The 22,216-nt window shown below is 51.6% G+C and carries 21 protein-coding genes; 9 read left to right on the top strand and 12 right to left on the bottom strand.

What is annotated here, in order from left to right:
* Positions 1–59 precede the first annotated feature (59 nt).
* The 4 genes from RAC89_RS17790 to RAC89_RS17775 form a co-directional block, all read right to left on the bottom strand.
* Positions 60–1,385, bottom strand: coding sequence for an ABC transporter substrate-binding protein (locus tag RAC89_RS17790; protein WP_306615066.1), 1,326 nt, complete (start codon positions 1,383–1,385; stop codon positions 60–62).
* Between the two features lie 324 nt (positions 1,386–1,709).
* Positions 1,710–2,411, bottom strand: coding sequence for an MgtC/SapB family protein (locus RAC89_RS17785; protein ID WP_284645020.1), 702 nt, complete (start codon positions 2,409–2,411; stop codon positions 1,710–1,712).
* A gap of 68 nt (positions 2,412–2,479) precedes the next feature.
* A complete protein-coding gene (locus RAC89_RS17780) occupies positions 2,480–3,034 on the bottom strand; it encodes a glycerol-3-phosphate responsive antiterminator (protein ID WP_284644784.1) in 555 nt (184 codons plus the stop codon).
* A 56-nt stretch (positions 3,035–3,090) separates the two neighbouring features.
* Positions 3,091–3,861: an HAD-IIA family hydrolase gene (locus RAC89_RS17775; protein WP_306615063.1), complete on the bottom strand. Its 771-nt coding sequence runs from the start codon at positions 3,859–3,861 to the stop codon at positions 3,091–3,093.
* A gap of 355 nt (positions 3,862–4,216) precedes the next feature.
* Between RAC89_RS17775 and RAC89_RS17770 the strand changes: the two genes are divergently transcribed.
* The 5 genes from RAC89_RS17770 (at position 4,217) to RAC89_RS17750 (ending at position 10,685) form a co-directional block, all read left to right on the top strand.
* The gene (locus RAC89_RS17770; RefSeq protein WP_306615062.1) at positions 4,217–4,975 is read left to right on the top strand and encodes an MBL fold metallo-hydrolase; all 759 of its coding nucleotides are present in this window, start codon (positions 4,217–4,219) and stop codon (positions 4,973–4,975) included.
* Positions 4,976–5,078: 103 nt separating this feature from the next.
* Entirely contained in the window at positions 5,079–5,693 is a 615-nt protein-coding gene (locus RAC89_RS17765; RefSeq protein ID WP_306615060.1) for a pyridoxamine 5'-phosphate oxidase family protein, read from the top strand.
* Between the two features lie 192 nt (positions 5,694–5,885).
* On the top strand, positions 5,886–6,632 hold the full coding sequence (locus RAC89_RS17760) for an ABC transporter ATP-binding protein (protein ID WP_306615059.1): 747 nt from the start codon (positions 5,886–5,888) through the stop codon (positions 6,630–6,632).
* Entirely contained in the window at positions 6,629–7,381 is a 753-nt protein-coding gene (locus tag RAC89_RS17755) for an ABC transporter permease (RefSeq protein WP_306615057.1), read from the top strand. The genes RAC89_RS17760 and RAC89_RS17755 overlap by 4 nt, the downstream gene beginning before the upstream one ends.
* A gap of 415 nt (positions 7,382–7,796) precedes the next feature.
* Entirely contained in the window at positions 7,797–10,685 is a 2,889-nt protein-coding gene (locus tag RAC89_RS17750) for an EAL domain-containing protein (protein WP_306615055.1), read from the top strand.
* Positions 10,686–11,051: 366 nt separating this feature from the next.
* Here RAC89_RS17750 and RAC89_RS17745 read toward each other — a convergent pair whose 3' ends face one another.
* The 3 genes from RAC89_RS17745 to RAC89_RS17735 are packed head-to-tail and all read right to left on the bottom strand — an operon-like array spanning position 11,052 to position 12,462.
* Positions 11,052–11,513, bottom strand: a complete 462-nt coding sequence (locus RAC89_RS17745) for a RidA family protein (RefSeq protein ID WP_306615054.1) — start codon at positions 11,511–11,513, stop codon at positions 11,052–11,054.
* Positions 11,510–12,049, bottom strand: coding sequence for an NUDIX hydrolase (locus RAC89_RS17740; RefSeq protein WP_306615053.1), 540 nt, complete (start codon positions 12,047–12,049; stop codon positions 11,510–11,512). Before RAC89_RS17740 ends, RAC89_RS17745 begins: the two co-directional genes overlap by 4 nt.
* Before the next feature lie 20 nt (positions 12,050–12,069).
* A complete protein-coding gene (locus RAC89_RS17735; RefSeq protein ID WP_306615051.1) occupies positions 12,070–12,462 on the bottom strand; it encodes a VOC family protein in 393 nt (130 codons plus the stop codon).
* 130 nt (positions 12,463–12,592) lie between these two features.
* Here RAC89_RS17735 and RAC89_RS17730 point away from each other — a divergent pair, with 130 nt between their 5' ends.
* The 3 genes from RAC89_RS17730 to RAC89_RS17720 all read left to right on the top strand — a co-directional run bounded on the left by RAC89_RS17730 (position 12,593) and on the right by RAC89_RS17720 (position 14,579).
* Positions 12,593–12,727, top strand: coding sequence for a hypothetical protein (locus RAC89_RS17730; protein WP_306615050.1), 135 nt, complete (start codon positions 12,593–12,595; stop codon positions 12,725–12,727).
* 87 nt (positions 12,728–12,814) lie between these two features.
* Positions 12,815–14,008, top strand: coding sequence for an MFS transporter (locus RAC89_RS17725; RefSeq protein WP_306615049.1), 1,194 nt, complete (start codon positions 12,815–12,817; stop codon positions 14,006–14,008).
* Between the two features lie 112 nt (positions 14,009–14,120).
* The gene (locus tag RAC89_RS17720; RefSeq protein WP_306615048.1) at positions 14,121–14,579 is read left to right on the top strand and encodes a VOC family protein; all 459 of its coding nucleotides are present in this window, start codon (positions 14,121–14,123) and stop codon (positions 14,577–14,579) included.
* A gap of 120 nt (positions 14,580–14,699) precedes the next feature.
* Here the strand turns inward: RAC89_RS17720 and RAC89_RS17715 are convergent, their stop codons facing one another.
* The 4 genes from RAC89_RS17715 to RAC89_RS17700 form a co-directional block, all read right to left on the bottom strand.
* Positions 14,700–15,122, bottom strand: coding sequence for a hypothetical protein (locus tag RAC89_RS17715; RefSeq protein WP_306615047.1), 423 nt, complete (start codon positions 15,120–15,122; stop codon positions 14,700–14,702).
* 112 nt (positions 15,123–15,234) lie between these two features.
* The gene (locus RAC89_RS17710; RefSeq protein WP_306615046.1) at positions 15,235–15,684 is read right to left on the bottom strand and encodes a DinB family protein; all 450 of its coding nucleotides are present in this window, start codon (positions 15,682–15,684) and stop codon (positions 15,235–15,237) included.
* Positions 15,685–15,824: 140 nt separating this feature from the next.
* Entirely contained in the window at positions 15,825–16,658 is an 834-nt protein-coding gene (gene kduI / locus RAC89_RS17705) for a 5-dehydro-4-deoxy-D-glucuronate isomerase (protein WP_306615045.1), read from the bottom strand.
* 97 nt (positions 16,659–16,755) lie between these two features.
* Positions 16,756–17,508 (bottom strand): DeoR/GlpR family DNA-binding transcription regulator, encoded by a 753-nt coding sequence (locus RAC89_RS17700; protein ID WP_306615043.1) that lies wholly within the window; start codon positions 17,506–17,508, stop codon positions 16,756–16,758.
* Positions 17,509–17,672: 164 nt separating this feature from the next.
* Here RAC89_RS17700 and RAC89_RS17695 point away from each other — a divergent pair, with 164 nt between their 5' ends.
* Positions 17,673–18,983 (top strand): aminotransferase class I/II-fold pyridoxal phosphate-dependent enzyme, encoded by a 1,311-nt coding sequence (locus RAC89_RS17695; RefSeq protein ID WP_306615041.1) that lies wholly within the window; start codon positions 17,673–17,675, stop codon positions 18,981–18,983.
* Between the two features lie 93 nt (positions 18,984–19,076).
* Here the strand turns inward: RAC89_RS17695 and RAC89_RS17690 are convergent, their stop codons facing one another.
* A complete protein-coding gene (locus tag RAC89_RS17690; protein WP_306615040.1) occupies positions 19,077–22,139 on the bottom strand; it encodes a HEAT repeat domain-containing protein in 3,063 nt (1,020 codons plus the stop codon).
* Between the last annotated feature and the right edge of the window lie 77 nt (positions 22,140–22,216).

The following is a 22,216-nucleotide window of genomic DNA, read 5'->3' as shown; positions in this document are numbered from 1 at the left end:
AGAAAGGAGATGCAGACGAACGAATCGCCTACATCTCATGGAATGACAGACAGATTTGCTTATTTATAATCAGCCAGCACTTCGTTGATTTTCTTCACGGAATCCTTCAGCAGCGGTGTAGGGTCAGCGTTCTCAAGAACCATTTTACCTACAACTTCCATGTAAATCTTGCTGAACTCAGGGTAGCCCGGATGCTGCAGACGAGGAGCTACGTTATCAAAGTTATCGAATACCGCTTTGTATTGCGGCAGTTTTGTGAAGTACGCCTTGCCTTGCTCGGAGGTTACGACGGACTTGTGCGTCGGCAGGTAGCCTGTGCCTTCCGCCCACTTGATGTTGTGCTCAGCGGAGGTCATGAACTTCACGAACTTCCAAGCCGCTTCCTTCTGGTTCTCCGGCGCCTTATCCATCATAACAATTCCCGCGCCGCCAATGTGAGATTCTCTCTTCTTATCGCCTGGGATGAAGGAGACGCCCACTTCAAACTTTGCGTTTTCCAGATACGTCTTCAATACAGCGGACGTATGCTGAACCATCGCAACCTTCTCTTGAAGGAACATTTGTCTCATGTTGTCGGAAGCGCCCTTGCCATAGCCCATATGCATGGAGCCTTCGTCCATCCACTTCTTGAAATTTTGCGCCCAGCGCAGGCTTTCCGGCTTATCGAACGCCGCCGCCTTCTTATCCTCGGTCAGAATGGAGCCGCCACCGTTGGAAATCCATGGATCATAGTACCAAGTATCCCAGCCCGGAACGGAGAAGGCATAACGGGAAGTTTGTCCGCCTTCCTTCACAGTGACCTTCTTGTTAAATTCATCGATTTCCGCCCAAGTTTGCGGAGGTTTCACACCCAGCTTATCGAGCATGGTCTTGTTATACACGAAAACGCTTGTACTTACGATCAGAGGGAAGCCGTATTGCTTGTTGTTAAATGCATAAGCTGCGAGCATCCCCTTGGAGAAATCGTTCATGTCGATATTGTCACGCTTGATGAAAGGACCCAAGTCGGCAAACACACCGCTGTCAGCAAAGTTAGGCAAGGCAGAAACCTCTACATTGGTTACGGCAGGAACATCGTTCGCCGCAACGGCTGCCTGAAGCTTCTTGTGGAGATCCGTATAGGCGCCTTGGAATACTGGTTCTACTTTAATGTAAGGATACTTCTTCGCGAATTCCTCAAGCATGTAGTTCAGACCAGGCATTTGTGCTTCCGCATGGGAGTGCCAGTACTGGATCGTAACCGGAGTCGTGTCCTCTGCAGCCGCTTTCGCGTCCTTCAACGGGGTTCCGCCGGAGGATTCCTCTGTGCCTGCTCCGCAGCCTGTAATCGAAGCTGCCGCTACTGCTGTCAATACGACGGGTGCCAACCATTTTTTCATCTTCATGTCCCTTATTGTCCCCTTTCTGGAATAAAAAGAATGTGATAAGCCGAAAGATGAAGAGACCACTGGCATACCAAAGACAACGAATGCGGTACGCACGACATGGCGTACCGGATCGTTGTCCTTGGGTTATCTCAGTGGTCTCCAAACCCGACGACATATTATCCAGTAATTCATATGATTAAAGCGCTTTCTCTGTGACTATTATCACACAAATCTTGTCGATTGTCAATGATCAAATATATTAATATATCATTAATATTGTAAGATTACAACGTAAAATGTGATTTTTTGTCATTCCTTAACATATTATCTTAACATTTGAAATTACATGGCTGCCCCTTGTCCGGACGTCGCCCTTCCCGCCTGCAACGATCCTGAATCAAGGGAGATGATCTCACCCGATAACGAAATGTTCTCGATCGCTTTCATCATGTTGCCGTTCTTGGTGGATTTGACGCTGAAGCGCAGCTCCATGATCGGGTTGACGTCTTTTTCATGAGTCTCATCGAGCTTCATTTTGACATTGACGATTTGAATGCCCTGCTCACCGAACATCGTCGCGATTTTGCCCAGTACACCCGGCCTATCATAGATATGAATGACAATCTCCTGGTTCCTGCGATTGCGCATCAGGTACCTTTCCCATTTGTTAAGCACGAATAAGCTCAACAATACGAGAACGGTTACAAGCCCAGCTCCGTAAAAGAAGCCTGCGCCTACGCACAATCCGATGGCGGCGACGACCCAGATGGAAGCGGCCGTCGTAAGCCCGGACACCGTTGAGCCTGTTCGCATAATCGCGCCGGCGCCGAGGAAGCCGATCCCGCTGATGACCTGCGCCGCGAGACGTGCCGGGTCCATCCGTACATTGTATTCATTCGCAAATTCTCCGAAACCGTATATGGACAGCAGCATAATTGCAGCCGAGCCGATACATACGAGTATGTGAGTTCGGAAGCCCGCCGCATGATTGCTCCATTCCCGCTCAAGTCCGATGAGACCGCCGAGACCTGCAGCCAAAAGCATGCGGATGGTGAGATCGAAGTGGTTAATATGCCACACGCTGTCTTCCAAAACCTCACCTCCTTATTAAGTTACCATAATGTCGAGGTACCTGCGGACACCGCAAGTGCACCCGCTTTAAGTGCTTCATCGATTTCTTCCTGATTCCCTACCAGCCCTCCGGCAATGATCGGAAGCGGCGTCATATGCGTCATCTCCCGAATGATCCGCGGCATGATGCCCGGCATGACCTCAATCGCATCGGGCATGCTCTGTTCCACTGATTTGATCCCGCGCGTTACCGCATTACGGTCAATCAGGAAGATCCGCTGGATCGCCATCAGTCCTTGCTCCTTCGCAACGCGGACCAAATTGCTCTTGGTCGAAATAATTCCGGTCGGCTGCACGTGCTTCGCAACATAAGCTACGCCGCTCCGGTCGGCTGCGATCCCTTCAATAAATTCCATATGAATGAAGACATGCTTGCCTGACGCCTTCACCCGGCTAACCAAATCAGTAATGTTGAAGATCGAGCCGGTCAGAAGAAAAATCACATTCACTGGGCTCTGGAGCGCCAGCTCCATTTCGTCTTCCTTTTGTAAAGCGGCTATCGTTTGGTGATCTACCATGTCAACGATCGGATACATTATGGTCCCCCCTGGTCATTACAGTTGCAGTTGAGATCCATTATACCACGTCGTCTTCACAAGGCGACAACCTCTTTGATACTGGAAATAATATGCCTCGGTCGATACGGAACCCGCTCCGCCATTTCCTTCGTGCCTACTCCTGTGAGTACCAGCACCGAGGACATTCCCGCGTCATTGCCCATCTTAATATCGGTTTCCAGCCGGTCGCCGATCATGTAACAATGCTCCGCCTGAAGGCCGAGATGCTCAACCGCAGCTTCAGCAGCAATGAGAGACGGCTTGCCTACCACAAGATCGATCGGCCTGCCTGTCGCCGCTTCGAGCGCCGCGATGAAGGTTCCTGTATCGGGCAGCTGACCGTCCTCCAGCGGACAAGTGGAGTCCGGGTTGGAAGCGATGATTTTGGCTCCGCGCAGTGCCGCCTGGAACACTAGGTTCAAGGTATCGTAATGGAACTGCCGGTCCCACGAGAGAACAACGTAATCCGGGTTCGTTCCATCGGTCGTTAACGGAATTCCGTGAGCCTGCAGCTCATCGATGATCGGCTGCTCCCCTACCACGTACACCTGCTGCCCCGGCTGGACGTGCTTTTGCAGGTATCTCGCAACGATCAGCGACGAGTTAAGAACATCATCAATGGAAGTGGGGATCCCCATCTTGGTCAGCTTCTCCGCATAGGAGCTTCTCGGAGCGATTGGCTTATTGGATAGAAACACCACCTTGTCGCCTCGGTCTCTTAAGCTGCGGATCGCTTCGGCGGCGCCCTCAATCATACGCTCACCCAAGTATACGGTGCCATCCAAATCAAAAATGTAACCCTTCATGCTCTTTGCCTCGTTTCTTCTGTAAAATGCGAAAAACCCTCATCCAAAGTAAACACACCTCCCCCGAGGAAGGATATGATTACGGATAAGGGTTTCTCCTGTGTACTCAACCTAATACCGTTTTCGTATTGGTTTGAATTATAGGATGGGGACAAGCTATTTGTCAACGGTTTATTTAGATTGTGTAAAGATTCATGAAAACCCTTGCAATAAATGCTGAAACAAGGTAAAGTGATATAAATCACTATCTACGGGCAGAGACACGGAGAAGCCTACAACTAGCGTCTATTCAGGATGCAGTTGGGGCTTTTTTGCTGTTTACGGCCTGTTTAGGAAAGAAAAGGAGATTCACGCGATGGAAATCATCTTCATGGGGACGGCTAGCGCAGCCGGCAGTATCGAGCGGGACAACACCTATCTGCTCCTTCGGAGCGGTGAAGCCCGCTGGCTCATCGACGTGGGCGGCAATCCGCTGGGCAAATTGAAGCAAAGCCGCACGCCTTTGGATCATATCCAAGGCGTCATCCTTACCCATATGCATACGGATCATATGTACGGGCTGGCATCGCTGCTGTGGGGCATGTGGGTCGGCGGCCGAAGAGCTGCGCTTACGATTCATTGCTCATCGGCAGGCGGGGAGCAGCTGAGAGCGATTTTGAAGGCATATCAGGTTGAATCCTGGCCTATCGGCTTCGAGCTTCGCATAGAGACCTTCGATTGGGAGAAGGAGAACGTGCTCCTGCACGAGAGCGGCTTGGAGCTTTCCACCTTCCCCAGCCTCCATGCCATTCCGACAGTAGGTATAAAGGCGGTCACGGCCGAAGGAAAGGTTATGATCTATTCCGCCGACACACGACCGAACGAGCGCATCGTTCAGGAGCCCCGCATCGATCTGCTGATCCACGAGGCCACGAAGGCGCGGGGCGTTATGACCAGTCATACCAGCCTGGAGGATGTCATACGGTACTGTCCGGTGGAGCGAATCGGTCAGGTTTACTGCGTTCACTTGACGGACGATGAGCCTTATCTAGAGGTGCTGGAGCAATACCGGAATCAAGTGCAAGGCGCGGAGAAGGTACGGCTGGCGGAGGATATGCTATTAATTTCGTTGTAACCTAACGGTACAGATTGGTCTAATCAAAACGGCCCAAAATGGACCTTTTCTCACACCACCCTTCCTCGTAAGATGGAAAGAAAAACGAGGAGGTATCCGGTCTATGAGAAGAAAAGAGTTTTCGATCCAGGAACAGCAGGAGATTGACGAATTTCTTAATGAAATGTCCTTCGGCCATCTGGCATCCTCCGGCGCAGACGGCTGGCCGCACGTGACACCGCTTAACTATGTTTACCACAAGGGAAACATCTATTTTCACGGCTCGAAGCGCGGGGCCAAGATGGACGAGATTGCCGCTTCCGGGAAGGTCAGCTTCTCCGTGGCCAAAGAGTTCGCCATCATTCCCTCCTACTTCACGGACTCTTACAATGCTTGTCCCGCAACCGCCTTTTTCAAGTCGGTGCACATACGGGGCGAGGCGGCGCCGGTTGAGGATCTGCAGGAAAAGGCCGAAGTCCTGACGGCGCTCATGCATAAGCTTCAGCCGGAAGGCGGGCACGCTCCGATCACTCCGGAGGATCCGAAATATACGGGCGAGCTGAAGGCGGTTTCCGTGGTGAAGATCGAGGTTCAGGGGCTGACCGCCAAATTTAAGTTCGGACAAAATCTGAACGAAGCCCGGCGGGATCAAGTTTTGAACGGCTTAGCCGAAAGAGGAGCGCCACAGGATGAGGAAACGGCAGAGCTGATGCGTAAGTATTGCCCTTTTCACAAGTAGGACCCCTCACATTTAAAACCGCGATTGCTAATGCTTCAACAAGAAGAGCTTCTTCCACTCGGAGGAACAGCTCTTTCTTTACCTTCTCCGCACATCGCTTTGAAACTGGATTCAACTCCTTCCATCATTGACAGACCATTCCCCGCTTGGTAATGTAGTTCTGATAATGATTCTCATTGAAGGAGATCATCCATGACTCACATCCTTGAAATGAACGACCTGGCAAAGGAGCATCCAGATCAAACCGGCTCCTTCTTATTTTCACATGTCACTAGCAGCATAGATAGGCCGGAAATCATTGCTCTATTAGGTGCATCCGGCCAAGGGAAGAGCACCCTTCTTCGCATTCTCAGCTCGCTGGACAGACCTGATCAAGGGACAATGACCTTCCAGGGAAAAACGGTCGAAGCGTGGGAACCCCGCATTTGGCGTACAAGGGTTTGCTATGTAGGACAACACGCCTTCATGCTGCCGGGGAGCATAGAAGATAATGTAAGGATAGTCAGCAAGCTGCGACAATCGGCTTTCGATCGTTCGCTTGCCGAGGAATTAATAAACCGTGTGGGACTGGGTCAACTCGAATGGTCGAAGAACGCCGAGCATTTATCCGGAGGGGAAAAACAAAGGTTAGCGCTCGTCCGCAGCATGCTAGTGCAACCTGAGGTTCTTCTTCTGGATGAAGTCACCTCCGCCTTGGACGCCGCCAGCAAGCAGCTTGTTGAAGATTTGCTGTTGGATTGGCATCGACGGCTGGGTACCACGATCATCTGGGTTACTCATGAGCTGGAACAGGCTAGGCGCGTGAGCAGCCGGGTTTGGTTTATGGGGGAAGGCACGCTGTTGGAGGATCGGGACAGCTCCTCCTTCTTTACGGCACCCATCACGGAAACGGGAAAGAGGTTTCTGCATATGTCTACAGACCACGGAGGCGCAACATGAGCGCACTGGCCCTACTAAGCACGCTTGCTTTTATCGGCATAGCCATTCTTCTCTCGAAATGGCAGAAGCTAGGACTGGAGAGGGATTTGTTCATCGGAACCGTCCGTTCCACCCTTCAGCTTCTCTTTGTCGGGTATGTGCTGCAGTATGTATTTAACACCAATCATCCGGCATTGATTCTCACGATGGTGGTCCTTATGGTCGGCATCGCCTCCGTAAATGCCGCCGGACGTGCCAAATCCCTTCGAGGGGTGTTTTGGCGCATAGCCGTTACCTTGCTTTTTACAGAGACCATTACCATGGCTTTATTGCTTGGGCTCCATATTATCCCTCCCGAGCCGCAGTACATTATTCCTGTAAGCGGGATTACGATAGGCAGCTCCATGGTCGTATGCGGACTGCTGATCAACCAGATGAAGCGTGAAACTATCGCCTCACGCGGGGAAATCGAAGCTTTGCTAGCACTAGGAGCCAATGCAAGGCAAGCGATTCAGGAGGTATTGAAACGCTCCGTTACGTTTAGTATGATTCCAACCGTAGATACGATGAAAACGATCGGGCTAGTACAGCTCCCCGGTATGATGACAGGCATGATCATCGCCGGTAGCAGCCCGGTCGAGGCCGTTAAGTATCAGCTGCTCATTATGTTCATATTGACTTCATCCTCTGCCATAAGCAGCATTATGCTAGGCATGATCAGCTACGGTATATGGTTTACCGACGACCTGAGACTTCGCAATATTCCATAAAACGAAAGGCCGAGCACCCTGACGAGAGGGATTCTTCGGCCTTTTTCATTTTTGCAACAAACTTTAACCCCTCCGGAAAAAAAGGCAACTGTATTTTTCCCGCCTCGCTTTATCCGGTACATCGCCTCATCCTCCCTCTTTAAGAGCATTGTTTCATCGGATGCATCTTAAGGGAATACGCCAACCCTTACATCCAAACGGCTTTTCCTCGGAGTATTCAGCCTAACCTCCCATTGTTCCAACAAAGTACACTCTTCTTTTGATATTGGGTTAACAAGGTAGTTTATATATCTGTTTACAGGCAATTTAGTCAGGATCTATTTCCCATTTTAATCAAAATGAACAGTATCGAATTTTGTCGAAATAAGGTATAATAAGTCTCGCGTATGCACAAGATTCAGGAAAGAGGTTCACCATGGAAAAATACGCCGAGCTGTTTTACCGTGCCAGTGATGCTATCCTTTTAACGGAAATCACAGAATCCGGACAGATGGTACAAATCGTAGAGGCTAACGATGCCGCCTGCCTGCTCTTCGGATATACTCGCCCCGAACTGCTTACGATGACTAGCCTGGATTTCTCCGTTCCCGACCATGCCAGGATCATTCAAGAGATGCACGAGTCGTTCTGCCAAACCGGCCGGATGCGATTCGAATCCACCCTTATTTCCAAAGACGGACGATACATACTTGCTGATATTCATTCCATTCTGGTAACACTCGGCGCAAAGCGGTATATCTACTCGATCATCCGCGATATTTCCGAACAGAATCGGTTGGCTCAAGAATATGGCTCCTTATTCGTACATAATCCGGATGCGATTGTTTCCATTTCCTTGGACGGCAGGTTCACGTCAGTAAATGACATGGCTACCCGTTTGTCCGGGTATGCAGCTGAGGAGCTTATCGGTATGCAATTTGAGCGGCTGCTGACGGACGACACGCGCGGTGAAACGCTGCAGCATTTCCATAACCTGCTCCAGGGCTCCAAGCAGTCTTATCATTGCGCTATTTATCACAAAACCGGGCATCGCATCGACCTTCATGTAACAAATGTCCCTATCTTTGTTAATCGCGAGATTGTCGGAATCTACGGGATTATTAAAGATGTTTCCGAAATGAACCGCATAACCCACCGGCTGGAACAATTCAAGCGCAACTATGAATCCTTGTACCAATACAGCCTGGATGCCGTATTTGCTTTGAACCTGCATGGCCGATTTACGGATATGAACCCTGCCGGGGAACAAATAACCGGGTATTCCATAGATGAATTGGCTTCGTTAACGTATTGGGACCTTATCAGCATAGAGTATAAGGAATTTGTGAAGGATCGCTTCTCTAAGGTCATTATGGAGCAAACTCCTCATAAGATCGAGGTGGATATCCGGCGTAAAGACGGATCTCTTGTTCACCTTGAAGTGACGGCCGTCCCTAAAATTTCAGGCCGGGAAATTCAGGGTGTGATCGGGATTGCCAAAGATGTCACGGCGGAAAAACGCGCCATCCAGATGATGGACGGGCAGAACCAAGTACTTGAGATGATAGCCAAATCTGCTCCTTTACAGCAGACGCTGGATACTTTGGTTCTTGTGACGGAATCCGTGCAGCTTGAGGCTAAATGCTCCATTTTTCTGCTGAACAAAGAAAAAAACAAGCTGGTTCTCGTGTCTTCCCCAAGCCTGCCCACGGATTACGAGCTTAATCACAAAGGTGTTCCTATCGGACCCGATCAAGGCTCTTGCGGGAGTGCCGCTTATTATAAACAACCGGTCATCCATTCGAATATCATGTCAGACTCCCAAGCGGAACCGCTTCGCGATCTTTACCTGCAGTGCGGCTTTCGATCCTGTTGGAGTATGCCTATCTTACAAGGCGATGAAGTGTTAGGCACGTTCACAACGTATTTCAAAAATGAGCATACGCCCGGCAAGGATGATGTAAAGCTCGTCAAACGCGCCTGCCACTTGGCCAAGCTGGCCGTTCAGCGGCATAACCACGAGGAGACGATCCGGCACTTGGCTTACCACGACCCGTTAACCGGGCTTGCCAATCGGCGTCTTTTGGAAGAAATTCTGTCGTTCAATCTGAAGCTGCAACAGAGAACATCCCTTATGTTTTTGGACCTTGACCGGTTTAAATATGTGAACGACTCTTTGGGACATCGTATCGGAGACTTGCTCCTTCAGGAGGTGTCCTTACGGTTAAAAGCCTGCTCTTTGGAGGCAGACACGATTGCGAGGCAGGGGGGAGACGAGTTTGTGCTTCTTTTCCAAAACGCTTCGCGGGAGAATGTGATTACGGCTGCAGAGGATATTATTGAATCTCTATCCGCCCCCTTCGTTATTGAGAACCATGAAATTTTTATCACGCCAAGTATTGGGATCAGCTTTTATCCCGAGCACGGAGAAGATGCTCAAGCCCTTATGCGATGTGCGGATGCCGCCATGTATCAGGCAAAGAAGAGAGGAAAAAATACCTACCGGGTCTACGAGAGCAATACAGACGGCTTAGCGGGAAGCAAGCTCTATTTTGAAAATCAGTTGAGAAAAGCGCTGAAGCATGATGAGTTTGCCCTTCACTATCAGCCGCAAATTGATGTTGTCTCCCGTCAATTCATCGGTGTGGAGGCGCTCATTCGCTGGCAGCACCCGCAGCTCGGATTGGTGCCGCCCAATGAGTTTATTCCAGTCGCGGAAGAAACGGGGCTAATTCTTCCGATGGGAGATTGGGTCCTCCGCAACGCATGCTTACAGGGAAAACGATGGATCGACGCAGGATTCCCGCCGATGATCATCAGTGTCAATCTTTCCCCGAAACAGTTCAACAATGCCAATATGATCGAGAATATTTCCGCTATTTTAAAGGAAACCATGTTTCCGGCAGAGCTCCTTGAACTGGAAATTACGGAGAGCATGACCATGGACATGGAGGTCTCATCGAAAATTATCGAGGGCATGCGCGCGCTTGGCGTACGGATCTCGATCGACGATTTCGGCACCGGGTACAGCTCGCTGCATTATCTGAAACGACTGCCCATCCACCGGTTAAAAATTGACCGGTCGTTTGTCCGCGATATTTTTATGGATCAGAACGACAAGGATATTGTCAGGGCTATCATTACCATGGCGCACAGTTTGGGGATCCTGGTCATCGCTGAAGGCGTGGAGAACGAGCAGCAGCTGAAGTTTCTTGAGGAAAACGGCTGCGATCAGGCCCAGGGCTACTATTTTAACAAGCCCTTGCCCGCCGAGGCATTGGAAGCAAACATTTTTGGTAAAGCTTCAACTCCTGCCGGGCCTTAGCCTTACCTTGCCTTCTTTCGTTGCAGAAAAAAAACGGTTGACCGTATATTTCCTTTAAAATATACCTTTACCCTCAGCCTTCGAAAATAAACATAGCCCGTCTCGACCGGGACGGGCCTGTAGTACTGATCTGATAGCTTATGAAGACGCGTGCTCAGCTTTTCTCAGCTCGTATAACGGACTTTCAAGGACCTATTTCTAAAAATTACGTGGTCCCAGCGCAAATAACGGATTATCAGGGACTAATACGGGTTGCCATTACGTATTCCTCCCGTCTGAAGCCTTTTTTCAGCAAAATAGCTCCTTGTAAATCCGTTATTGCTCCGAAATAATTGCAAGCTTGCCGAATAAGTCCCCCTAAGTCCGCTACTCCTCTTCCACCTCAAAGATCGAATCGACGATGATCGGCAGGTTATCACGAACGGAAGCAACGCCGAGAACGGAGCGTGCATGGATGCCCTTGTCCCCGAACACATCCAGCATCAAATCAGAGCAGCCGTTCAGCACCTTATGGTGCTCTTCAAAAGCCGGATCCGCATTCACGAAGCCTTGAATCTTTACCACACGCTTTACCTTCTCGAGGGAGCCCAGGGCCGCTTGAACGACTGCCAGTACCTCGATACCGGCCTGTCTGGCATACTGATAGCCTTCTTCCGTTGTGAAGTCGCTGCCGAGCTTGCCCTTAGGCCTCCCCGCCGGTCCCTTCCCAGAAACAAACATCAGTCCGTTCACGATAACCGTGTTCGCATACCTTGCCGCAGGCTCACTTGCCTCGGGCAGCACAAGACCAAGCGCTTGCAATCGCCCTGCTATCGATTGATCCTTCATACGATTGCCTCCTTAGATTTCCATTCGTTATAAACCTGTAGAATGGTCAGATCGCGCAGCAGCATAAACTTCAGGGAATAATCGTCACAGCTCCTCAGCGCTTCGTTCATTAGGGCCAGTGCTTCCTCAAGTGGCATCCACACCGGTGTCATGCCGAGCTTGATTTCGTTATCACTCAGCTGAACCTGCTCTCTCCCTTCATGTGACTTAGCTACAAAGCAATAGGAGTAGTGCAGGAAGTCGTTCCGCCCCTTGTGCTCTTCTATGTATCCCAGCTCGTGAACAATCTCCGCTTCATAGCCGGTTTCTTCCCGTATTTCCCGTACGAATGCAGCTCCTTGTTCCTCACCCTCTTCGATCCCTCCGCCCGGCAGCTTGTACAGATCCAGCTTCGATAAGTACATCATAGCCACACGGAAGGACCGGTCCACCAGCACGCCTCTAGCGCCGTAGCGGGAGACGGCTTCCAGCAGTGTAGCCGGACCGCCTTGAACATCGCTGTCGGTTATCGTTCGAATCCTTCTAATCCTATTCACCCCTTACGTATGCCACTTCTTTAACTGAAGCAATCGCAAATCATCAAGACATTCCCGTCCGGATCCTTAAAGGTAAAATAGGAAAGATCAGGAAAGGTTTCGATTTCCTCTACGATTTCAGCACCCATGCCCACCACATGCTCATAAGCGGCATGAATGTCCTCTGTAGACAAATTAAACAGTGGCTGATTGGATGGAAGAAGTTGATAGCCGTCATCCATACTGTGATTATCGAGTGTGAGTCCCGGACGACCTGGGCCCATAGCGAATGTATAGATAGGACCCTTTCGATCCCCTTCCTTTACCTCCACTCCCATCAGCTTGCTATACCACTTGATAGATGCCTCCAAATCCGTTACATGAACAAAGATCGTGTCTATACGATGATGAATCGGACTTTTCAAATGACCCACCCTCTCCGAAACAAGATTTACCAAATACTAGCATATCTTACACAAGCCCGCATGTAAACTGAAATTGACACTTCCATATCCTACCGAGTACAATAGCCGTAACAATACATGAACGAAAGAGGTGAAGGAAATGCAGAAGAAGATCCGCTTTTTGATCTGCTTTGTTCGTACGATCAAATTTGCACTGGCGCCTAACGGGATCAGTCTGTCTGTTTGCGGTCATACGGATCAGCATTTCCTTGCGCCGGTCGGACGAAGAAGCTAGGAGCCTTTCCTATGCTCTTACTCATCCTGAAGCCATGGAGTGCTGCTCCATGGTTTTTTACTATGTCTTAGAAAAGGATGAGCCGACATGTCGTTCCATCGACTTCAAACAAACGTTCCGTTGTTTTATGTATATACCTTCCTCAATTCGTTTATTTTGGACCGCGGGATTTGGATGCTGTTCCTGCTGGCCAAAGGCTTCAGCCTGGCCGAGATCGGCCTGCTGGAAACGCTGTATCACTGTATGAAAGTAGTTTTCGAGGTGCCTACCGGCTATATCGCGGACCGGTACGGCAAACGAGTCAGCTTGCTGGCAGCGGAGGCAGGGGGCATAGCATCGGCTGTCGTGATGCTGTGGGGGGAGGAGCCTGCGGCCATTGTAGCCGGGTTTATTCTCGGCGGTCTGATGGGGACACTGCAGTCGGGCGCCAATAGCGCCCTCATCTACGACACCCTGAAGACGCTCGGCAGGGAGGCAGGCTTCAAGCGCTTCAATTCACAGCTGTATGCGGTCATGCTGGTTACGATGGGCATCAGCGGGACTGCGGGCGGTATCCTGTCCGATATCGATTGGGCGTGGGTTTATGCCGGTAAGACGATCCTGCATTCCCTCACCCTCCTCTCCGTCTATATCATGACGGAACCGGCTTGCAGCAATGCGGAGAACTTGGGATACGGTGCATCAAGCTTCACCTTTTACCGGCAAATGAAGATCAGCTGGCAATTCATGCTAAGCAACCTTCCCTTCCTCTCCCTCTGTCTATATGGAGCCGTTCTGTATTCGATGTCATGGTCGATCTCGTTTTACAGTCAGGTTGTGTTTCAGACCATCGGTTTGACGAATACCGTCATAGGGACGCTGAACGGACTGGAAACCTGGCTGTCGGCCGGGGTAGCCGCAGCAGCCTTCGTACTAGAGCGGAAGATAAAGAAATCCGGATCGCTCGTGGCAGCAGGCCTCGGATTTACGGCGAGCTTCATGCTGTTCACGATGAGCTCCAATCCGGTTGAGGTGATCGCAGCCTTCTATCTGATGGCTGTCTTTATCAGCTATTTGGAGCCGCTGCTGGATGCCTATTTGAACGAGCAAGTCCCCTCCCCGATCCGGGCGACGATGCTGTCCATCTTCAGTATGATGGTATCCGGCGGCATGATGCTCACCTTCTCGGCGATCGGCTTTCTTGCCGAGGCGTTCACCCTGTCGTCTGCCCTTCATTACGCCCTATGGGCCTGGATTCCCCTTTGTCTGGGAGCGCTTGTGTGGGCTTTGAAGAAAATTTAAATTATCAATAAAACTGGGCTGGATGACGCCACACGATGCTGTATTTACAATATTGCTATTCTTGATGTACACTTGCTTTATGGATTTTATTTCCATAAGGTGGTGTGAAGTAATGGATGAGCAACTGATAAATCATTATGGGAAGATGTCTCCTAGCTTAAAAGAAGAAGCAATTGTTAAATCAATTACCTGTATTGAACTTCCGGTTTCAAATATGCAGCGTGCAGTTGATTTCTATGTGTTTCAATTGGGCTTCTATATGAACACCACTAAAAATCGCCTTCCTATAGAACCCGATAACACAGAAGTATTTATTTATCCTGCTTCAGGTGGAGAAATTATGCTTGTGCAAACGGATGGGGAAGAACGCTTAGCCTTTACCCATAAAGGGAGACCGAATCATGTTCTTATTTTGGAAATGAGCGAGGACATTGAAACATGCCATAGAAGATTAAGTAGTGCCGGTATAAAAACCAGCCCAATCAAAGACAGTGGCGGATGCGGTAAATCTTTCGATGTTTTCGATCCTGACGGGAATTTCATAAAATTATGGTTCGGTTTCCCAAGGTAAGCATGATTCGCAAGCAACTTCTTGTTTATGGAACAACTTTCGGCTTTTAAACAACTGCTCCCGGCTCAATATGTGGCACGGGGGCAGTCCATGTTTACAGGGATTTAGGCAATCCGAATCCTAAGGCGCGGGAAGCGCCAGTTTCAGCTCTGAGGCATATTCCCACGTTTTCCACTGGCCGTCGACAGAAACTAGCATAAGCCGGTCCGTTCCGGTATGAAGCTTGCCATCCGAGAAACTGACGACCCTGATCTCCGCCTCCACACGCTCCCCTTCTCGGGTCGATTTCGTACGAAGACCAAGCAGCTCGTAGCTCTGAATTTCGCCGTAGCTGCTGCGGATATGCTGCATGTGATTCGGACTGCCCGAAGCCGACAGCTCCGCCAGCCTGTCATAATTTTTAGCTATAAAGGCAGTGTAAACTTGATCGACGGTTTCCGTGATGCTTTGGCGATGCTCGGCTAAATAACGGTCTCGAGCGGTTATCCATACGGCGGACGCGGCCATGAATAATACGAGCACCATAGCTGCTTTTTTTCGCATGGGAATCTTTCCTCTCCATTTCCATTTTCCATATATTGGACGACGGTAATGGAAAAAAGTTGCAATCACCACGAAAAAAATGTGTGCTCCAGAGGTAGCATACCGGTGCCGCCTACTTCTCCCTAGCGAAAAGAATATAGTCCACGCTGACCGGGCTATGGTCATGACGCTTTAACAGCGCATTGATTTGCCCGCGGTGATATTGTCCATGAAGCGCTACGTGGGTCAAAATATCCCTGATGGAGGTCGAAAAAGGGACGCCCGATTGATTACGGTAATGACAAATGGCATCCGGATCGGTGCAAGCGTTCAAAAACTGCAGGTAGCCCTCCCGGTTTCGTTCAGCCAGCTCTTGGCACTCTTCCAATGTGGAGTCAGCCCAGATGGAAATGGCTGAGCTGTCCTGCTGCTGCAGGCGGGTGAGCCACACCTTCTCCGCGAACAGGCAATGCGCCAACAAACGAATGACCTCCGGGCCTTCATACCCTGTTTCGGCCAATTGCTGCAGCAGACGTGTGTCCGCCCAGTGAAGATGGTCAAACATGTTGCGGATCGTTTGCATGATAAAAACCTCCTACCTATCGATGATTTGCCGGAAGCGGCGCTTCCGTTTCCAATATTTCCTTATTATACTCCGAATACCTCCTGGTACGAAAGAAGCCCTCCGCGTAAACTACGCAGAAGGCTTCCTTAGAGAGGAACTTATTTCAGATCCTGCATTCTCACAGCATCCATGTCGGTGAACTCTTGGTTCTCGCCGGCCATCGCCCAGATGAAGGTATAGTTGCTTGTACCTACACCGCTGTGGATCGACCAGCTTGGCGAGATGATCGCCTGCTCGTTGCGAACAACCAGATGGCGGGTTTCTTGCGGCTCGCCCATCAGATGGAACACAACGCCGTCTTCCGGCATATCGAAGTAGAAGTACACCTCGGAACGACGGTTATGCGTATGACAAGGCATCGTATTCCACATGTTGCCCGGCTTCAGCAGCGTCATACCCATAACGAGCTGACAGCTTTGTACGCCGTTCAGGTGGATGTATTTATAAATCGTGCGCTCGTTGGAGTTCGTGATGGAACCCAGATGAGCCGGCTCTGCTTCGCTGATCGCTACCTTGACTGTAGGGTAGTTTTTGTGTGCCGGAGTGGAGTTGAAGTAGAAGCGGGCAGGGTTCGCCGAATCAACACTTTTGAATACAACCTCTTTGTTGCCAAGACCGACATAGATGCAGTCCTTGTTCTCCAGAACGTACTCGGTACCGTCAACGGTTACGGTTCCCGCAGGACCTACGTTGATGATCCCGATCTCGCGGCGCTCCAAGAAATACTCGGCACCCATCTCGTGCTTGTCCGCTTCCAGCGTAATTGGCGCTGTTGTTGGAATCACACCACCGGTAATGAAACGGTCCACGTGGCTGTATACCATCTTGAGCTCGCCTGGCACGAACAGCGATTCGATCAAATATTCATTTCTTAAACGTTCCGTATCATAAGTCTTTGTTTCCGTCGGGTTAGTAGCGTAACGAATTTCCATGATTTCATTCCTCCCGGGTTCATTTGTCCTTATTCATTATAATACGATTGTTCATTTAAGTTCAATTAAAATCTGTTTCGAACCCAAATGAACCTTACTACTCATGCGAAGGCCATACCACACGCAAATCCGGATACTTGCTAAGCACCTCTTCCTGCGGAGGTGAATCGACGATGACCGTGCCCACCTCTTCGAGCTTGGCGAAGGTAAACAGTGCGCATGTGTCAAACTTGCTTCGATCGGCAACACAGTATACCTGCTGAGCCGTCTCGATCATGGCCCGCTTCTGCTCCACATGCATCTGGGTGAAAATCGTCAGTCCGAACTCCGGGTGTATCCCTGTCGTCGACAGGAATGCCTTCTGAACATTCAGCTTCCGCAAAAAAGCTCCCGCGTCTTCATTTACCAGCAGATTTTGATTGCGCACCCCGCCGGGTACCACGAGCCGGATTCGTTCCTTCTTAATGAGTTCCCCAATAATGTAAAGATCATTCGTGATCACGGTAAGCGGAACGTTATCCAGCCGCTTCGCGATCTCCAGTGTCGTGCTTCCGCTGTCGAGCGCGATAATGTCTCCCGGCTCGATGTATTCGGCAGCGCAAGCGGCCGTTCTTCGCTTCTCTTCCATCCGCTTGCCGCGCTGCTCCTGCAGCAGGCCGGTATATCCCTCTTCCGCGAGAATGGCGCCGCCATGGGTTCGAAGCAGCAGTCCCTTCTGCTCCATGCGCTCGAGGTCCTGACGTATGGTTTTCCCCGTCACCTTGAGCTCAGCCGCCAGATCGGATACACTAACCTCGCCGGATACCAGCAGCAGCTCCATAATTTTCTCATAACGCTTAATCGCTGACATGTCTTACCTCCGCTTGCATTTGGGCGGTTTTCACCCTATGGTAACACAGCTTTTGCGCCAATTCCACGATTTTTCGAGCCATGGAAAAAGCACCGTGACGCTCCCGTGCTAAAGTGTTATAATATTGGCTAATGTTGTTAGAAGATTAAGGAAGGATGAAATTCATGAATCCTCTTGCGTCCAAATTGAATGAGACGATCGCCAAAGAAAATCAGCACGTATACGACATGCTCTCCGATCTCGGCAAGCTAATTTACTTCCCTAAGGAAGGAATCCTGAGTCAATCGGCTGAGGCGAAGCAGAAGGCGAACAAATTTAACGCTACGATCGGCATCGCGATCGAGAATGGCGAGCCTATGCACCTTAAGGTCATTCAAGACACGCTGTCTGCCTATAAACCGAAGGACATTTACGAATACGCTCCGCCGGCAGGGAAGCCGGAGCTGCGCTCCGCGTGGCGCGCCAAGATGCTTGAAGAAAATCCTTCCCTCGAAGGCAAGGGCCTCGGGAATCCGATCGCCACGAACGCCCTGACCCATGGGCTGAGCATTGTGGCCGACCTCTATACGGATAAAGGCGACGCCGTCATTATCCCGGACAAAAACTGGGAAAACTACGAGCTGACCTTCGGCATCCGCCGCGGCGCCGAGCTGGTTTATTATCCGCTGTATAATGAACAGCGCAAATTTAATGCAGCCGGCCTGCGGGATGCACTTATGGCACAGAAGGATAAAGGCAAAGCCATTGTCGTGCTGAACTTCCCGAACAACCCTACCGGCTACACCCCAGGCCATGAAGAGGGACTGGAGATCGTAGCGGCGGTGAAGGAAGCGGCGGAAGCCGGCATCAATGTCGTAGCGGTGACCGACGACGCCTACTTCGGTCTGTTCTTTGAAGGCTCGATGCAGGAATCGTTAGCCGGCCAGCTTGCCGGAATTCATCCCCGCGTGTTGTCCGTGAAGGTAGACGGCGCTACGAAGGAAGAGTACGTGTGGGGCTTCCGCGTCGGCTTCATCACTTACGCAGGACTTAGTGACACTATGCTGGCCGCTTTGGAGCAGAAGACGATGGGCATCATTCGTGCCACCATCTCGAGCGGACCTCATCCGTCGCAAACCTTCGTGCTGCACGCACTGCAGTCTCCGGACTTCAAGGCGCAGAAGCAAGAGAAGTTCGACATTATGAAAGCCCGCGCCAACCGGACCAAGTCGCTGCTTGACAGCGGCAAGTTCGACAGTGTATGGGAATACTACCCGTTCAATTCCGGCTACTTCATGTGCTTGAAGCTGAAGACGGTAGGTGCAGAAGCGCTGCGTGTGCACCTGCTCGACAAGTACGGCATCGGTACGATCGCCCTTGGCGAAGCCGATCTGCGTGTTGCTTTCTCCTGTATTGAAGAAGGCAATATCGAAGAGCTGTTCGAAACGATCTATCAAGGCGTCCTTGACCTGGAGAAGGTTGGAGCTGCGAAGTAACACAAATAAGCCGTACCCTTTACGGATTGCATCCGTTGAGGGTACGGCTTTTTTATTGATGATTGGGGATCAACCTAATCTGCCGCAGCGAAGCTATTCCTTTCCGGCTATCGTCCGCTCCAATCTCCGTACCCTGTCAAAGGCGGAGCGCAGCATGCCGATCCCGATCCCCGGGTAGAGCCTTGTGAGCTTGCTGAGTTCCTCTCCCCGAATGGCAAGAATGTGCAGCTCGCCGTCAACGGCTGTTCCGCTAGCCGTGGTAAGCGTTCCGTACAAGGAAGAAGATTCCCCGTACACGAACGTCCGCCGCAGCATGGCAACCTCTTTTTCTTCTCCGTCGTCCAGATGCGTCGTAATCCGAAGGTGCCCCTCAACGATGACGCCGAACGTAGGATTCGGTTCACCCTGCCGGAACATCCGGGTTCCTTCGGGATGAAACTGCTCTTCCGCGATAGCGGCAATCCGGCCCAGCTCCTCTAAGCTAAGCCCGGAGAAGTAGGGAACCTCCTTGAGAAACACTACCTTATCCAGCAATCCGAACAAATGCCTGTCTCCGTTTGCCATAGCTACCTCCTTCTGCTGCAGGGACGCTTCGGCGATCTCGCTCAGCCAACGATCCCGAAGCAGACGAATATGCCTCAGCATGATGCCTGCCTCTGCATCCAGGCCGTCACCGGCAAGTGCATCGGCCGCTTCCCGCCCACTCGGCGTCCCCTCCGCGTCCTCCGCCAGCTGCCGCAGAATGGCCGAACTCAGACGCTTCTCGCCCATCCCTTCAGCCAGCATCTCCAGTCCGCTCTCGCGAATTTCTTCATCCTCATCCTCCGATGCTAATCGGATGGACTGTACGACGGCGGGCTCGGTCATAACCTCCATAACGGCCCAGGCTCCGTCCATCACGAAGCCTCGCAGCTCGGTAAGCCGAAGCTCCGCAAGTCCGGCCAGCCCTTCGTAACCCGCCCGGCGGATCAGCTTAGGCGCCTGCCGGCAATTCCACAGCTCCAGCAGCATTTCCAGTACCTCCGGAACGAGCCGCTGACGGCTCTGCTCCTCCCCGAGCAAGGAGGACAACGCCCGGATGACCGTACTCCACACCTTAGGCTCTATCCTTGGCAAAGCGGCGAGCAGCGGTTCCACCGCTTCCGAGCCCATTCGTACAAACGCTTCCGCGACTGCCTCCCGAAGAATCGGCTCGGAATCGGCTAATTGCACCAGCAGCATAGGGATAGCTTCCACATAACCCAAACGCCCTAAGCTCTCAATCGACGCTTGCCGCACGGCCGGGCTCGGATCACCCAAGAGACCGGCAACATCCGGCGCATACTCCGTCAGCCCGAGACTTGCAATCAGCTCGCAGATGGCAACCACCGGCTCTCCGCCCGTCTGCAGGAAATGGCTGATCACCCAGCGGCATGCCTCCTTGCTGTCTTCATCCTGCAAGGCATATAAAACCTTAACCGCCGCCACAACCACCTGCGGATGCGCATCCTCCAGCATGGGATACAAATATTCCTTCAGCCGTTCCCTTGTAGCGGGAGCACGGCCTACAACCCGAATCGCCTCCGACCGGACATCGAAGTCCTTGTCTGCAAGCGCGGCCGCCACCTGACTCGAAGCCTCCGTCCCTAAGGAAGCCGGGTCCAGCGCACGCAGCGCGGCGCTGCGGATCCGAGCGCCCGGGTCGCGCAGCAGCTCCACCAGCCTAGGCTGCAGCGAGACATCTCTCGTCTGCGCTGCCAGCTCCAGCGCCACTTCGCGCGCATAATCGTTCCGATGGTTCAGCAGCTCCCTCAGCACGGAGGTCAACCTCCCGTGACGCAGCAGCTCCTGAAGGGAGTCGGTGGAAACAGAGCCCGACGTCGTCATGGTTTGTACCGAGCTGACCAGCTCCTCCATATACAGCCTCCGGCCGATACGTGTAACCCAGATGAGCAGTATCGAGCCGGCGGCTCCAACCACGGCAAGCAAGGTCAGGCCAAGTCCCAGCCCGGCGTGCAGCCACTGCAGCCCGGCCCCGAGCAAAATGCCGAGCGAGACCGATACACCCTGCACCACGTAGCGGTAGCCGTCCCGTTCCGACAGCGGAAGCAGCTTAAAAAACATTTGGTTGGCAGGCTCTGCAAAATAATACAGCAGCACATAGAAGAACATATAGGCCAGCGAGATCGTGAGCAGAATCGCCGTACTGCCCAAGGTCAAAGAGACGGTGAGAAAGCCGCCCAAGAATACGGCCGCAATCACGGCAAGCATATTCGAGGGGCCCAGCCAGGCGGAAAGTCTTCCCGAGACAAGCTGAAGCACAAGCGCGAGCGTAAACAGCAGCGAGGTCACTTTGCCTAGAAAGGCAGCGAATTCCGATTCCGTCGTATACACTGTTCGGATGACATTTAGAAACTCATATTCGAGCAAAAAGTATAACGCCGGCATAAGCGTCATAACGGCGGCCGCCGTAATCATGTAGGGCCACGTGAACGCCTTTTTAAAATAATACGTGCTTGAAGCCGTAGCCTCTGCTGAGTGATCACCGGAGGCGTGGATTTCCTTCAAGGTGAGAGGCACCAAATAACGGGCGATCGATCGCCAATAATTGAAGCCGCCTGCCAGCAGGAACAAAGGCGCCATCATGTATACCGCATCTGCACCCAGCAAGCTGCTGATCCCCTGCGCCAGCAAGCCGGAGGCGATGCCCCCCATAGCAGCAGAAGATACGAAGAGCGGCATGAGGCGCTTCGCTTGCTGCGTAGGACAGAGATCAATCGCAAGACTCCAGAGAAGAATCGTCTGCTGCCGAACGACGAAGCTCGAGGATAGGAATAAGAACGGATAGTACGCCCTAACGTCCACCCCCGAAACGCGAACCGTAAGAAGAATGACCGTGTTCAGGGTAATGATCGCCCCCATGAGCAGGAAGAGCGCCCTCATCAGCTGAGGCTTGCGCAGCTTTCCCGTCAGCCAGGACATGAACCATGCCTCCAAAGGCAGCAGAATCGCCTCCGCCGCATACACGTAAGGCAAATACTCGCTGCCGAACCGTTCATTGAAAAGCGTCATGTAGCCGTTGTAGCCGAGCATTTCCGAAATGCCGCACAGGAAAAAGACAGGCAGCAGCATAAGCAGCTTCCGCTTGTCTTCCGTCTTCACCCCGATCCAGCTCATGATCCGGCTTGTCATGGTATGCACCTAATCTCTTGCGAAGCCATGCATGGAACAAACAACACCATCATCCACATCCT

Origin of the sequence: Paenibacillus sp. GD4 (genome assembly GCF_030846225.1) — a bacterium.
GTDB classification, from domain to species: Bacteria; Bacillota; Bacilli; order Paenibacillales; family NBRC-103111; genus Paenibacillus_G; species Paenibacillus_G silviterrae.
Note: the sequence above shows the minus strand (reverse complement) of the source record. Positions and strands in the feature narration are given on the sequence as shown.

Bases quoted from the DNA above. Each gene is read 5' to 3' on its own strand.
- RAC89_RS17790 (WP_306615066.1), bottom strand. From the start codon at position 1,385: ATGAAGATGAAAAAATGGTTGGCACCCGTCGTATTGACAGCAGTAGCG.
- RAC89_RS17785 (WP_284645020.1), bottom strand. From the start codon at position 2,411: ATGCTTTTGGCTGCAGGTCTCGGCGGTCTCATCGGACTTGAGCGGGAA.
- RAC89_RS17780 (WP_284644784.1), bottom strand. From the start codon at position 3,034: ATGTATCCGATCGTTGACATGGTAGATCACCAAACGATAGCCGCTTTA.
- RAC89_RS17775 (WP_306615063.1), bottom strand. From the start codon at position 3,861: ATGAAGGGTTACATTTTTGATTTGGATGGCACCGTATACTTGGGTGAG.
- RAC89_RS17770 (WP_306615062.1), top strand. From the start codon at position 4,217: ATGGAAATCATCTTCATGGGGACGGCTAGCGCAGCCGGCAGTATCGAG.
- RAC89_RS17765 (WP_306615060.1), top strand. From the start codon at position 5,079: ATGAGAAGAAAAGAGTTTTCGATCCAGGAACAGCAGGAGATTGACGAA.
- RAC89_RS17760 (WP_306615059.1), top strand. From the start codon at position 5,886: ATGACTCACATCCTTGAAATGAACGACCTGGCAAAGGAGCATCCAGAT.
- RAC89_RS17755 (WP_306615057.1), top strand. From the start codon at position 6,629: ATGAGCGCACTGGCCCTACTAAGCACGCTTGCTTTTATCGGCATAGCC.
- RAC89_RS17750 (WP_306615055.1), top strand. From the start codon at position 7,797: ATGGAAAAATACGCCGAGCTGTTTTACCGTGCCAGTGATGCTATCCTT.
- RAC89_RS17745 (WP_306615054.1), bottom strand. From the start codon at position 11,513: ATGAAGGATCAATCGATAGCAGGGCGATTGCAAGCGCTTGGTCTTGTG.
- RAC89_RS17730 (WP_306615050.1), top strand. From the start codon at position 12,593: ATGCAGAAGAAGATCCGCTTTTTGATCTGCTTTGTTCGTACGATCAAA.
- RAC89_RS17725 (WP_306615049.1), top strand. From the start codon at position 12,815: ATGTCGTTCCATCGACTTCAAACAAACGTTCCGTTGTTTTATGTATAT.
- RAC89_RS17720 (WP_306615048.1), top strand. From the start codon at position 14,121: ATGGATGAGCAACTGATAAATCATTATGGGAAGATGTCTCCTAGCTTA.
- RAC89_RS17715 (WP_306615047.1), bottom strand. From the start codon at position 15,122: ATGCGAAAAAAAGCAGCTATGGTGCTCGTATTATTCATGGCCGCGTCC.
- RAC89_RS17710 (WP_306615046.1), bottom strand. From the start codon at position 15,684: ATGCAAACGATCCGCAACATGTTTGACCATCTTCACTGGGCGGACACA.
- kduI (WP_306615045.1), bottom strand. From the start codon at position 16,658: ATGGAAATTCGTTACGCTACTAACCCGACGGAAACAAAGACTTATGAT.
- RAC89_RS17700 (WP_306615043.1), bottom strand. From the start codon at position 17,508: ATGTCAGCGATTAAGCGTTATGAGAAAATTATGGAGCTGCTGCTGGTA.
- RAC89_RS17695 (WP_306615041.1), top strand. From the start codon at position 17,673: ATGAATCCTCTTGCGTCCAAATTGAATGAGACGATCGCCAAAGAAAAT.
- RAC89_RS17690 (WP_306615040.1), bottom strand. From the start codon at position 22,139: ATGAGCTGGATCGGGGTGAAGACGGAAGACAAGCGGAAGCTGCTTATG.